This window comes from Haloarcula nitratireducens, assembly GCF_019599505.1.
Genome location: NZ_RKLT01000035.1, coordinates 16671 through 29652, shown reverse-complemented (window position 1 = coordinate 29652; position 12982 = coordinate 16671). Strand labels below are relative to the sequence as shown.

At 54.6% G+C, this 12982-nt stretch carries 13 protein-coding genes and 1 pseudogene; 6 read left to right on the top strand and 8 right to left on the bottom strand.

What is annotated here, in order from left to right; genetic code table 11:
• Positions 1–231: bacterio-opsin activator domain-containing protein (locus EGH23_RS27425; RefSeq protein ID WP_425433277.1), on the bottom strand; the 231-nt coding region annotated here is incomplete at its 3' end.
• Positions 232–309: 78 nt separating this feature from the next.
• Here EGH23_RS27425 and EGH23_RS24495 point away from each other — a divergent pair.
• Positions 310–957, top strand: coding sequence for an ester cyclase (locus EGH23_RS24495; protein WP_220582610.1), 648 nt, complete (start codon positions 310–312; stop codon positions 955–957).
• Positions 958–2103: 1146 nt separating this feature from the next.
• Here the strand turns inward: EGH23_RS24495 and EGH23_RS24490 are convergent.
• Positions 2104–2298, bottom strand: coding sequence for a hypothetical protein (locus tag EGH23_RS24490; RefSeq protein ID WP_220582609.1), 195 nt, complete (start codon positions 2296–2298; stop codon positions 2104–2106).
• 250 nt (positions 2299–2548) lie between these two features.
• Between EGH23_RS24490 and EGH23_RS24485 the strand changes: the two genes are divergently transcribed.
• Positions 2549–2692 (top strand): hypothetical protein, encoded by a 144-nt coding sequence (locus tag EGH23_RS24485; RefSeq protein ID WP_220582608.1) that lies wholly within the window; start codon positions 2549–2551, stop codon positions 2690–2692.
• Positions 2693–3011: 319 nt separating this feature from the next.
• Here the strand turns inward: EGH23_RS24485 and EGH23_RS24480 are convergent, their stop codons facing one another.
• The gene (locus EGH23_RS24480) at positions 3012–3437 is read right to left on the bottom strand and encodes an ester cyclase (protein ID WP_220582607.1); all 426 of its coding nucleotides are present in this window, start codon (positions 3435–3437) and stop codon (positions 3012–3014) included.
• 255 nt (positions 3438–3692) lie between these two features.
• Between EGH23_RS24480 and EGH23_RS24475 the strand changes: the two genes are divergently transcribed.
• On the top strand, positions 3693–4493 hold the full coding sequence (locus EGH23_RS24475; protein ID WP_220582606.1) for a helix-turn-helix transcriptional regulator: 801 nt from the start codon (positions 3693–3695) through the stop codon (positions 4491–4493).
• A 287-nt stretch (positions 4494–4780) separates the two neighbouring features.
• Here EGH23_RS24475 and EGH23_RS24470 read toward each other — a convergent pair whose 3' ends face one another.
• Positions 4781–5212 (bottom strand): ester cyclase, encoded by a 432-nt coding sequence (locus tag EGH23_RS24470; protein WP_220582605.1) that lies wholly within the window; start codon positions 5210–5212, stop codon positions 4781–4783.
• Positions 5213–5399: 187 nt separating this feature from the next.
• On the opposite strand from EGH23_RS24470, the gene EGH23_RS24465 reads away from it, so the two are divergent.
• On the top strand, positions 5400–6209 hold the full coding sequence (locus EGH23_RS24465; RefSeq protein ID WP_220582604.1) for a helix-turn-helix transcriptional regulator: 810 nt from the start codon (positions 5400–5402) through the stop codon (positions 6207–6209).
• Between the two features lie 905 nt (positions 6210–7114).
• The gene (locus EGH23_RS24460; protein WP_220582603.1) at positions 7115–8596 is read left to right on the top strand and encodes an ATP-binding protein; all 1482 of its coding nucleotides are present in this window, start codon (positions 7115–7117) and stop codon (positions 8594–8596) included.
• A gap of 50 nt (positions 8597–8646) precedes the next feature.
• Here EGH23_RS24460 and EGH23_RS27540 read toward each other — a convergent pair.
• A pseudogene (locus EGH23_RS27540) lies at positions 8647–8898 on the bottom strand (DUF7961 domain-containing protein); the annotation flags it as partial.
• A gap of 300 nt (positions 8899–9198) precedes the next feature.
• A complete protein-coding gene (locus EGH23_RS24455) occupies positions 9199–9855 on the bottom strand; it encodes a hypothetical protein (RefSeq protein WP_220582602.1) in 657 nt (218 codons plus the stop codon).
• Positions 9856–9926: 71 nt separating this feature from the next.
• Here EGH23_RS24455 and larE point away from each other — a divergent pair, with 71 nt between their 5' ends.
• On the top strand, positions 9927–10838 hold the full coding sequence (gene larE, locus EGH23_RS24450) for an ATP-dependent sacrificial sulfur transferase LarE (RefSeq protein WP_220582601.1): 912 nt from the start codon (positions 9927–9929) through the stop codon (positions 10836–10838).
• A gap of 3 nt (positions 10839–10841) precedes the next feature.
• Here the strand turns inward: larE and larB are convergent, their stop codons facing one another.
• Complete coding sequence (larB, locus tag EGH23_RS24445; protein WP_220582600.1) at positions 10842–11591, bottom strand: nickel pincer cofactor biosynthesis protein LarB; 750 nt, start codon at positions 11589–11591, stop codon at positions 10842–10844.
• A 23-nt stretch (positions 11592–11614) separates the two neighbouring features.
• Positions 11615–12949, bottom strand: a complete 1335-nt coding sequence (locus tag EGH23_RS24440; RefSeq protein ID WP_220582599.1) for a nickel pincer cofactor-dependent isomerase, group 22 — start codon at positions 12947–12949, stop codon at positions 11615–11617.
• Positions 12950–12982 lie beyond the last annotated feature (33 nt).

Sequence of the window (12982 nt, the reverse complement as noted above, 5' to 3'; positions counted from 1 at the left end):
ATAATCAGTGAGAACATCAAGTGGCAGTCGAGGTGTCTCCTCGAGATGGGTCTCGATGAGTGCTGGCTCGCCGTTCTTTGTGGGATGGACCACGCTACTATCACTGACCAGTTGTCCGTCCTCAAGACAGTCACAGACCTGTGCTGGAGGGGCGCCTAGCACTGTAACATAATAGAGATAGCCGCCATCACCTGTCGGGATGCGACGTTCGAGATCGATTTCACATTCCAACTCGGCCGATACGTCAGCGGTCGGTGCCGATTTTCAGTTCCCCAAACTACTGGCCCCAAACCCCGAGGAGCCGACCTCATGGGCTGGTACGTGTCTCGACTAACCAGAAAAGCTCACACGGACATGGAATTGGCCGAGCGCCTCTTTCGTGTCATCATGATGGAGGAACCGCCTACCTCGCTTTTTCGCCCCGGTGTCATGGGGCGTGTACTCAAACCATCCATCCATCCAATTTCTCCACCAAACGAATGCATGAGTAATACTATCTCTCAACCTGGGCAGGTCGTCCGTGATTTCGTCGCTTGGGAGAATGGGGATTTCTCGAAAGTAGATGTTGTCTCGGAGTCACTCGACATATACAATCCCGGCTTGGATGGTGGAGAAGTCCACGACCGCGAGAGCTACGCTGCGTATCTCGAAAAAGGTCGGTCGGCCTTTCCGGATATGCAGATCGCAATTGAGGAGATGGTCGCTAATGAGGACACCGTAATGGCAGAAGTACGGATAACAGGCACCCATGAAGGGGAGTTCAAAGGCCTCCCTTCGACCGGCCAGTCAGTAGACATTCGAGGGATGGGCAGGTTTTTGATTAGTGACGGCACGGTTGAAAAGTGCCATATTTACTATAACTCGCAAGAGATGGCTAACCAGCTTGGTATAACATTCCCAGAGATACTCGGACAATTACCGAAACTCATTTTGAAGAAACTCAAACTGAGCGGCTGAGACCATGGTACTGAACTCAGCCGCTATCTCGATTGATCACGATTTTCGGTCTCACACCCCTACCACTTTAATATTATATAGATGGTATTTATCGGCATCTCTGCACATATTCTCCATTAGTACCTGAGCGGTGACGCGGAAAAGCGTCCAATCAATACAGCCAATCCACTGCCATGAATATATCTCGTAATCGCCGGCGGTTCGTTTCTCACCGGTGCCATCGTCACTATACTCTCGCCGCTACAAACACTCGTGAAGAGCGTCATCTTGTCCCACCTGCCAGCAACCCTGTTCGGAAATACCGAGTAGTCCGGCAGAGTGTTTCGCTCGTATTCTCCGAGGGACTACCAACTACATTATTACCATCGGCGGTCCTTCCCTATAGTAGACATTCACGTGAGACTGGTGAGGATGGCAGCAATCGGCATCAATTTCGTCAGACGGGGGTTCAGGGAGTATTGTGCACAGTGGCTCACTCTGATAGATGATTGTCTGCCGGGTCGGGAAAATACGTCCGCACGAATTGTATGCCAGCGGCAAGAGCGATTATGCCACCAGCAACACCGGCAATAGCCCAAATAATCTCGTCTTGGTAATTCGTGAGAATGTAGCCGATATCTGCTATAGTCACAACTCCGACCCCAAGCAGGAATGCACACAAATCCAGCGACGGATTGAACGGAGTAGTGTAGCTGTCTCGGAGGACATGAAACGACTATTTTGAGTGGCTGATCTCGCTCTGGCGGTACGCCTCGGTAGCGGCTACTTCGCGAGTTTACCGAACGGCAACGACTGGACACCGGAGATTTTTTGATAACTACTACGGAGTGCGGATTATGGATACCAACGTGTTTGATCCGTCTGTATCCGGCATTCTGCTTATAATTGTATTCCAACTTGGGATGTGTATGATCCTGCTTGCTACGATTGCGAACGGCACCCAGGGATACGGAACACTGACTGGGTTAGCTGGGTATCTTCTCGGTGGGGCAACAGCGGTTAGTGCGCTGTTGGTCAGTTTTCAGAGATATAGTCTCTGATTGTAAGAGAAGTCAACTGATTTGATCAAGTGGCTCTGTTGAGAGCCACCATCGCTGATAGTTTGTTGAGGCCGTGCTGCATACAGCGCGCATATTCTCTAGAGGATTACCAGCCGCTGGGACCGATGCCGAGTCTCCCGACGAGTGGGCGATACGCAACGACCACGACCATGATTATCGCAAGTTCGATCCAGAACCCGATATCGCCGACGAGTGCTTCGATGACCGTAAGCACGAGAAAAACTAACACAAACATTGCGATGTAATGTGGGGCGATCTCTTTCAGTCTCTCTGTATCCATATCTTCTCATAGGGGCGGCCCCCTCACAAACCCTTCCTCTTTGCTGAATGTACCCTCTAAGTTCAGCACGCGACTTCTGCAGGTTCTAAAGGTTTCAACAGAGCTGACCAAGTCCAGGCCGTCTCCGTTGATGCGCTCCCTATCCAATGGATGTAGCAGATCGCTTGAGCAACTCTGTGGACGAGAGTAGCGGGTAGTAGACAATGCGGGCGAAAAATTGGCGGCCCACTCGCAGGTGCGAGAATCCACAATGGCAGTCTACGCAAATGAGACCCACGGGAGCATCACACTAACTGAAGATGGGCGACATCGGACACTGACACTCGAAGACGCACAGGAACTGCTGGAAGAGCGCAACGAGGCAGTCGAAGCTGCCAAAGAGCAGGCTGAGTAAACCACGTCCTCGACAACAGAGTCTGCCAAATGTGCCAGCGAACTGTAGTTAGGGAGAGCGCCTACCCCAGCACCACTCTTTTTGGCCCAGCGCCGGACGTTCCCAGTCCCAGTGTCTGGACCCAATCTCCTACAATGTGCAATGTGTGGTTGGACCGGAGAACAGCCCGATCTCGATAGTACAGTCGATGGCGCGGCCTGTCCTGCATGCGGCGAGACGCTAATCGACGAGTAGCGTCGTACCGCCCTATCTTACTTGAGCAGCGACGAAATATCGCTTGGCTGAGTGGGTAGTCGAAATGAGAAGGGAGAGTCCCTTTCTACTCGCCGGTGAGCCCGAGCTGTTCCAGGAAGGCGTGGAAGTCGTGATACACCCGATCTTCCACGATTTCGTCATCTCGGATCACCGTTTTTGACATTCCCCGGAGTTCGATCTCGCGGTTAGTTGCCGGAATACCGTTGAACTCTCCATCGTGTGTAGCCGTCACTCTCCACTCCGTCATGACAACCTCATCTTCCGAGAGCATCGCCTCGATTCTGATAGTGAAATCCGGGAATCCAGTTCGCAGCTCTCGCAAGTGAGCTTCGAACTCGTCACGTCCTTCCAGCACACCATCTGGAGCGCCGGGGTCATACACTGTAGCCGATTCGTCGAGAATGTCCCCCAATCGCTCGTAAGCCCCGGTGTTCCAGATATCCACCCACTCGGTCATGTACTGTTCGGCTTTCGAAGTAGCCTGTGCCATGGGTTATTTCACCCACGTCTACAAAGAGGATGCGAACGCTTGGTCTTACTCGATAAGAACGTTCCCACAGTCTGGACACTGATAGATTCGCCCAGCAATCCGATCTACTGATCCGTGTCACATCAATACGATTCGTGAGCCGAACAGCACCTGATAAAGAACGCTTCTATTCGCTCGAACAGTGATACCGCGTCCACAGGAACCGAACAACTCTCGGTTGACAGATATTTAACACAGGATGTGCTAGTAAGTCACATGGGTCGCACTCTCGACGACATCCAATTTCTGGCAAACTCGGACAATCGTGTCCAGGTGCTGAATACGCTTACTGGAGGTGCAGCGTCCCGCCGTGATCTGCAAGATGCTACTGGAGTGCCCCGGTCGACCACCGCACGGATACTTGACGACGCTGAAAGTCGTGGGTGGGTCAAATCAGAGGGGAGTCGCTACTGGATCACACCGATGGGAGAGGCGATGGTTACAGAGTTCCGAAAGTATTTGGCGGCGATGGAAGGTATTCGTCACCTCGGCCCAGCAATCGATTGGTTACCCGAGCCAGTTTGGAAACTCGAGTTTCAATACCTCCGTGAGGCCAAGGTCACAAAACCGACGGGAGACAATCCGACCGCTCATTTCGACCGAGCGATGGACTACTTTCGAGGGAGCGACAGTTACCGTGGGCTCACGCAGAACTCACTCCCCGAGTACATGAAAACAATTCATGATCGTGTCGTCGAAGGGGAACTGAATTTCGAGGGAGTCATTGAAGCGAGCTTCATCGAGGTACTAAGTAACGACCCGGAACGAGCGGCACTCTGGCAGGACATCGCTGATCAGATGTTGGTCTACAACGGGCATGTGCCGCTCAATATGCACATCGTGGATGGAACGGTCTTGATCTGGCTGTGTGACGAAAACCAGGCCGGTGACGATGTACTTGTGAAAGGACTCTTAGAGAGTGCACACCCAAACGTCATCTCGTGGGCGGAGTCGCTGTACGAGGACTACCGGTCCGATGCAGAGCCTCTCAAGTCAGCAGCAGTATCGTCGGGTTGAACGACCGCATCTCTCCCAAGACTCAAATCAAGACGTTCAGGGTCGCGTAAATGTCACAACTGCGAGCTGGACGATAACGCGGACAAGAACGGTGCGTCGAATATTGCGAAACAAGCCGTCGGTAAGAACATTCAGCGTCCGCTATCGACGGCGGGGGCGTCGTGACTCGCACCGAAACGCAGGTCGTACTCGAAGGAGCTAACGATGAGATGGAATCTGCGAACTTTCCTGAAAGCGTGGGCCTAACCTTCTGTGCAGGAAGCCCACAACTGTAGTCGTGGGAGAAGTCACTCTTCAGTAAGACCTAATTGCTCGCTCAACTGTTGTGGGTCATAGTAGAGTCGCGCTTCCTCCACTTTACCGTTTCTGATGACATCCTTCGCCATACCCTTGATCTCGATCTCGCGGTGAGTCGGGGGGACACCCCTGTATTCTCCTTCATGTGTTGCCGTTACTGTCCACTCTTTCATGACGATTTCCCCCTCCGCGAGTAGGTTGTCGGCGTCGACATACCAATCAGGAAACGCTGACCGAACACTGCGCAGGTACGCTTCGAAAGCCTCGCGGCCGTGAATCATCCCATCAGGCACACCGGGGTCGTAAAACGCAATCGATTCGCTAACCAGGTCCAACTTCGAATAGTCTCCGTTCCACAGCTCTTCGTATTCCTGATAGGTCTTTAAGAGCTGTTCGCGCTCAGTGGTGCTGGTCTCCGACATGGTTCGATTCTCCCATCCTCGTCTCTGTCGGTCAGAGAGTTATTCTTACTTCGTGATAACGTTCCCAGACCCTCCAACCGCTCGTAGCACATGAGACAAGCGATGGACGGTCCACACTGCTCTACCATCATCAAGGTGTGCCGCTGCTCGGGATAACGCTTAGTGAAGAGGCTCCAAAATTTGACATATGACAGCAAACACCACAGTCACTGCACTGGATGCGATTCGAGTATTCGCTAATTCAGTGAACAGCGTACGGATATTCGAAGCGCTTACCGATGGACCGACCACAAGCAGTGACCTCGCCGAGCGAACTGGAGCGTCGCGGTCGACAGTTGCACGTGTGCTTAACGAAGGTGAGTCACGTGGGTGGATCGACTCTGTGGGTAGTCAGTACGAACTCACGTACGTTGGCAAAGTCATGATTAAGGAGTTTCGCGACTACCAGCAAACAGTCGAAGGAATTCAGCAAGTCGGAGAGGTATTAAATCACCTCCCAGAACCGGCTCACGAACTAGATATTCGGCATCTACGCGATGCCCGAATCACAATTCCGACCGAAAACTGGCCGGATACCCACCTCAACCGTGCGCTGGAACTGTATCGGGCCGGGAACACGTACCGTGGACTTACACAGAACGCTCCGGAGATATTCGTCCGGACGCTCGCGGAGCTGGTTGAACAGGGGCAACTAGAGTTCGAAGCAATCATCGAAGCCGAATTTATCGAAGAACTGATCAAAGACGCAGAACGAGCTAAACCGTGGCATTCGTTCGCCGATTCGATATGGACCTACCCTGGGTCCATTCCGTTTAGTATGCACATCATCGATCAGTCGGTGGTGCTGTGGTTGGGCCACATCGATGATAATCAATGGGAAGGGGCTGGGCTACTGGAAACGGAAAACAATGCCGTCTATGAGTGGGCAGAGTCAGTCTACGAAGAGTATCGTGCGGAGTCCACGCCGCTTGATCCAGAGAGACTACCAGAGACGTGAGTGACGCTAAACACTTGAAGCCGACGACCAGTGAACTTTCAGTCGGCCGATTTAATGCTTAGTTCGTCTAGAATAGATTATCGAGGCTAACCAACAAGCTGGTATGATTCGTTTAGATGTTGGTTAGCTAGTTCGTCGAGTTCTCTTGAACCGCTGTTTGTTACTCAGCACAGTATCTGAAACAGCCACTCAGCAAGGTTGCGAACTGACCGCTCGATAAACCTCGTACTCACCAAACAAGAGCTATGAATCAAGGCAAAGGAATCGGCTGGAAATGCCAGCCGAATTCCCGCTTTGAATTGGTCCCCGCTGACGCTTCGGCCCTCCAAGACGAAGCGTCAATCCTAGCCATGCCAGTTATGGATTTAAATCTGTTGTAGAGGCAAGGGTCGTTGCCGCAACGATAAACTCACGCTCTACACTGACCGACTAGAGAGTGAATTCCGCACTGGCAATCTCCAAAGCAGTACCCAGACAGCAATCAGCCCCACGTTCCATCAAGACGCCTGCAAAGATTGATTCTCGCTAAGAAACTCCTGCCGATACTGGCGCGGCAGCTTCTCTAACGCCCACACGTCGATCTGGTCGGGATCGAACATCCGCGGAAACGCCTCAATCTGAGCTACCCATTCGAGCGAATAGCCGACGACAGCAAGTCCACGTCCCAGTACCCCTCAGCCAACGCGACGGTTTGCAGCGAGTCAGCCAACGAAATGGCATCACGCTCGACCGGCTTCGACGTCCGACCACCAGCTGCCGGTAGCCCATAGATCGACCATTCGATACCGTCGGTCAGAATACCGGAAGACGAAATGGACCCCCGAAGAATCATCAAAAAGCGACGCTGATATTCTGATCCATGATATCGCTGGGGTTTATGCATTCTGAGCGAACATATCCTCTAAATGGCCGATGACGAATCATCGGAGACGTCGGCCACCGACGTTCCACCGACAGCAGTCTATACCCGTCTCGTTGACGGTGTCGTTGGCCTCGACGAACAGTGGCGAGTTACGTATTGTAACCAACACGCCGCAAAGATACTCCAACAGACCGAAAACGAACTGCTTGGAACAGATGCTCGCGAAGTGTTTCCCGACACTACTGACTCGAATCTCCAACAAGCCAGAGAAACACAAGAACCGAACTCGTTCGAGGCACAGTTCTCATCATTAGATTGCTGGTTAGCTGGGCGTGTGTATCCCATTGAGACGGCCCTGTGGATTCACTTCCGTGACGTTACCGAGCGCGCTCGTCACCAAGCACAGCTACAGAAGCGTGAACAGGCCATGAACCGTGCGTACGACGTTATCGCAGATTCCGAACTCTCCTTTGACGAGCAGGTTGATGCGCTACTGGAGATCGTCCGAGCCGCGGTCGGAACGGACTATGCGACGCTCTCTCGGGTCGATACGAACGCCAATTCCTACCTGTTCGAAGCGGTCGCCACACCGTCAGACGCCGACCTCGAAGCCGGCGACACGGCGCCGCTCGATATAACAAACTGCGAGCAGGCCGTCGAAACCGAACAAACACTTGTGTTGGATGATGTCGAAGGGGATGCACCGGAATTAGCCGATCGGTCAGGGAACGCTGACTGGGGTATTTCTTGTTACCTTGGGACACCGATATCCGTCGATGGGAAATCATACGGCACGTTCTGCTTCTACGATATGGAGCCACGAGACGAGACGTTCTCTGACTGGGAAATAGCGTTCGTCGAGCATCTTGGCAACTGGGTGAGTTCGGAAATCGAGCGCCAGCGACAGACTGCCCGCCTCGAATCGTTTGCGGACATGCTTGCCCACGAACTTCGTAATCCGCTGGCCGTCGGGCAAATATACAGTAAGCAACTGCAAAATGAGGGCGCGCCGGACACAGTCGAGTACGTGGCGGAGGCGTTCGATCGCATCGAGGAACTCATCGACGTGATCCTTATTCTCTCCCAAGAGACAACGGTCGAAATCGACTGGGAAACGGTTGCGGTGGCAGACGCCGCCAGAGCGGCATGGGAGGATGCCAATGTCGGCGACGCGGAGCTTACGGTCACAGCTACTCACAGTATCGAGGTTGACCCGATTCACTTCCAGCATCTGCTCGAAAACCTCTTGGAAAATGCTGTTACCCATCACACAGCAGACACTCCCGTGGAGGTCACTGTTGGTGACCTTCCGACAGGGTTCTACGTCGCTGATAACGGCTCTGGAATCGCTCAAAGTAAGCGCAGCCGGGTATTCGAGACGGGGTATACCACTGCCGACGATGGCATGGGCCTCGGGCTCACGTTCGTTGCCGAGCTAGCAGAGATATATGATTGGCACTGCCAGATTACCGAGAGCGAGACAGGTGGAACACGCTTCGAATTCACGAATACGGACCACACTTAAAACAGATTCAGTAGCTGGTTGTATCACAGTGTCGGTCACTGACGTACCTTCTACGACCACATCAGTCCCCGCCGCTGATTCTCGTGGGTGTCGGTGTAGAGACTAATATTCCGGTCGCCACAGTACGAGGATAACAGCGCTGGTGAGATATCACGCCAGTCGCCCAGACCTTCATCGAAAAAACTCGGAAACGCAACCTAAACGTCCTCGCCATCGCGTTCCTGTCCATACAACTCGGCCGTCGTCGCCAGTGGCAGCACTTCACCGACGACGGTAAAAGCGGCAGCATCCTCGCGCTTCTCGACACGATCTCCCGGCTGGAACGGATTGGTTTTTCACATCTAACAGTTCCCTGAGTAGGTCTGCAAGTTGTATAAGCACTTCTCGCTACGACCTGGTCACTTCTCAACCTCGATCAGATATACAATACTATATTTCATATTTTACTTATTAGTAAGTATAAAATGTAACTAGAGTGGCTCCGATACCCTCATATATCATCATTAGTGGCGGTATATAGATTCAAAACGCAAAAGATAGTCTCATATACTGGTGATGTGGAGTCATATAAGGCCAGTACACCATACTGTCGGGGCGAGCGCTCAGAGTAGGCCGAGTCCGATTTGCTCGGTCAAAAGTAATACACCGACGCAGATGCTAACGGCGCCCGCAGTCCCTTTCAGATAAATAGTAAAGCGTGTTCCCACCAATCGTCCCCAAAGCGTTGACACCAGCGCCATGGTGACGATAGAAAGCACACTAAATCCACCAAGGAACGAAAGTGCTGTCGAGATCGTCGGTGCTGTCGAAACTAGTGCAATGACGAGTGCTCCGCTCCCCGCGAATCCGTGGAGGACACCAATGAGGAACGAACTCTCCTCACGGTGACTGTGTGTGAGCCCGACCGAGAGCGAACGAATTTGAAGATGTGAGTGATGGCCATCGCCATGGTCGTGCGACTGCACCCGAGCGCGTCGAACTGCCGCCCAACTCAGCTGGATACCCAAGAATAGCAGTACAAATCCGACGACAAACTCAAAGAACCGTGTGACTGATGCAGGGAGACGAACGCCAAACGCTACAAACAGCAGGCCAAGACCAGCGATCGGAAGTGAATGCCCAACGCCCCACAATGCACCGACGTATCCCGATCGGTCGCGGCTGTCAACGAGCGTTGTTACCGCCGCCAAGTGGTCCGCCTCCAGAGCATGCCTGATACCAAGTACTGCCCCTGCGGCGAGCGCAGATGCAAAGACCATACGACCACCTCTTGCCCCACTAGTAAAATGGTTCCGGCACGTTTTTCCACGAGAATATCGAGTGTTCCGGTATGGTGCTAGTTGACGAGACCATTACCGACGTGACTACCGATCTCGCGGAGCGCGATGGCGTGCTCGTCGCGTTCTCGGGTGGTGTCGACTCAAGCGTGGTCGCAGCGCTCGCCCACGAAGCATTAGGTGACAACGCGGTCGCCTGTACGGCAAAGAGCGAGACGCTCCCGGAAGCGGAGCTGGAGGAGACGACGCGGGTCGCCGACGAAATCGGAATTCAACACGAAATCGTCGAATTCTCGGAACTCGATAGCGACGCGTTCAAGCGCAACGACGAGGAACGGTGCTATCATTGCCGGACGATGCGGCTCTCGGCGATGTACGACGCAGCTCGCGAGCGTGGGATTGAGACTGTCTGTGACGGTACGAACGCCTCGGACCCCGGAGATGGACATCGACCGGGACTCCAGGCCGTCGAGGAGTTGAATATCTACTCACCGTTGCTCGATCACGACGTCACCAAGGAGGGCGTTCGGGAGATCGCCCGGGAGTACGATCTCTCGGTCGCTGACAAGCCCTCCATGGCGTGTCTCTCCTCGCGTATCCCGACCGGACTGGAGGTCACCGAAGAGCGACTGACTCGCATCGAAAAGGCAGAGCGAATCCTTCGAACCTGGGGGTTCGAGCAGTTTCGCGTGCGAGACCACGACGGACTAGCCCGAATCGAGGTTGCTCCCGACGAACTGGAGGCAGCGCTCGACCCTGATTTCGTTCGGATGGCACGGGATTATATCGCCGATCTGGGCTTCGAACACGTGACGCTCGATCTCTACGGGTACCAGACCGGGAGCGTGAGTCCAAAGACCGAGGACGCGACCGGGGACGTGGAGTCCGGAGAAGAGAGCACGGGTCCGATCGTCGAGAACGTATTCGACGAGGAGTATCCGACCACTACGGACGGGTCCCGGTGAAGATCAGTCTCGTGCGACTTGCGCTGCCTGCGCTCCGGCAACGAATCCTGCGTCGATGTTCACTGTGCTGAGGACGGTACATGATTGAAGCATCCCTAGGAGGGCCGCCTCACCATCTCCGCCTGCGCCGTACCCGATTGAGACTGGAAGCCCGATAACCGGCGCGTCCGCCATTCCCGCAACGACCGTAGGCAGCGCTCCTTCCCGACCGGCAGCGACCACGACGCAGTCGGCAGTGGCGAATCGATGGCGTTCTGCGAACATCCGATGGATACCGGCGACGCCGACGTCGAAAACCGTCTCGACGTCACATCCCATTTCGCGTGCGGTCGTGGCCGCTTCTTCTGCGACCGGAATGTCAGATGTCCCACCCGTGAGAACTGTCACTTTCCCATCGACCTGTGGAGGTTCGTACTCCGCCGTCCGCAGAACCATGATACAGGATCGTTCAGACCACTCAGTGTAGTCTACTGACGATGCAACCTCTTCGAGGGCCGCCTCCGTTTCCTCTCCGATCCGCGTTACGATTACTCGTCCCTCTTTCTCGAGCGCTCGTTCGGCGATAGAGGCGACTTCCGATGGGCGCTTGCCCTCAGCAAGGACGACCTCGGGGACGCCGTTGCGACCCTCACGCTGGGTGTCAAAACGGGCGAAGTCGTCGACACGCGTGAACCCTTCAACTCGTTCGAGCGCTGTATCGACGCTCAAATCGCCCGAAGAAACGTCTTCCAGTATCGGTTTTAGATCAACCATGATCTGTATCGAATATTCTTGGGCTAGTCTTGATGGGGCGACGGCGCGGCAAACTGCCCACCTTCGAACTCGATCTGCGTTGGTTCGCTGACGACCCGCAGGTCTTCGCGCTCTCTGGCCTCTTCAACGAGAGCCTCAGATGCGTAGAACCGGCCCAGGTGCATCGTATCTCTCGCTCGCATCACTCGCAGGTCTTCGGGAGCAATCACGCCAACTGTTGACAGGGCGGCTATGAGCCCCGCTCGATCCGTCTCTACAGCAGGTGGTAGCCGAACGCCCCGAACGGTACTGGCCGTGATTGCGTTAATCAGCGAGTCTGCACTGTTAACTTCGGTGACGATATCCTCGTGGACGAAATCTGCCGATCCCATTCCCATCGCGTTTCCGTGTGTCGTCTCGGTTAGCCCCCGGACGAAGATACGCTTGATGTTAGGAAGCTCGGGTGCCGGCTCGTTGATAGCAAATGGTCGACGACCGATGACGTTTGTGTCCATTCCCTGCCCGCTGATCTCTTTGCCCTGCTTGTCGAGTACCAACACGTCGACTTCGTCGAACGGTATCTTAGGCATAATATCGTACGCAGTCTCGAGCAGTTCCGCCTCGCGGTCGAGGAAGCCATCTGGGCGGATTCCCTCGACGTGGCCCGTGTCGTCGTGCTGGTCTTCCACGATAGCGACACCGCCGACGATTGGTAACTCCTCGAGCAACTGCGACGTAATTTCGGGAATCATATTCCGGAGACTCCAGCTGACCGCCCACTCGTGGGCGATCTTTGCGCCGCGCTGCTTCCCCATTCCAATCACCATCATCTTCGAGAGCCCGCTTTCGACGGTCCCGTCGAAGTCGGTGTGTGGTTTGACGCGGTTGACCGGCAGAATGGCATCGGCGGCGGCCGCGTTGGCGTCGGCGACGACTGGGACGCCCCGTTCAGGCGTCTCGCCTACTTCGATGACCTCCATACTCGACCGAATCTCGCAACCGACTCGCTCTTCGGTGACCCCCAGCGACTCGAGCATTTCGCGCTGTCCCGCTGCCGTCGCACCGCCGTGGCTCCCCATTGCTGGGAAAATAAAAGGTTCGTAGCCGAGCTCGTCGAGCTTCTCGATTACGCCGCGGACCAGTAACGGGAGGTTCGCAATTCCGCGGCTCCCGACGCCCACGGCGACTTCCCCGCCCTTCGGGACGTCTCCAAGGGCGAGATTCGCCACGGCTTCGCCGGCGCGTTTCGGTATCTCGTCGTCCGGAATCGGATCCGTTTCCCATACCTGTTCGACGACGCCGAGCGCCGGTAGCTCCGTTTCGCCGCACGCTTCGAGTACAGTATCCTCTGGCACCGCTAGTTCAGATCGCGAACCCATACCGAATGGCAGAATCCATAATATTAAAAAGAC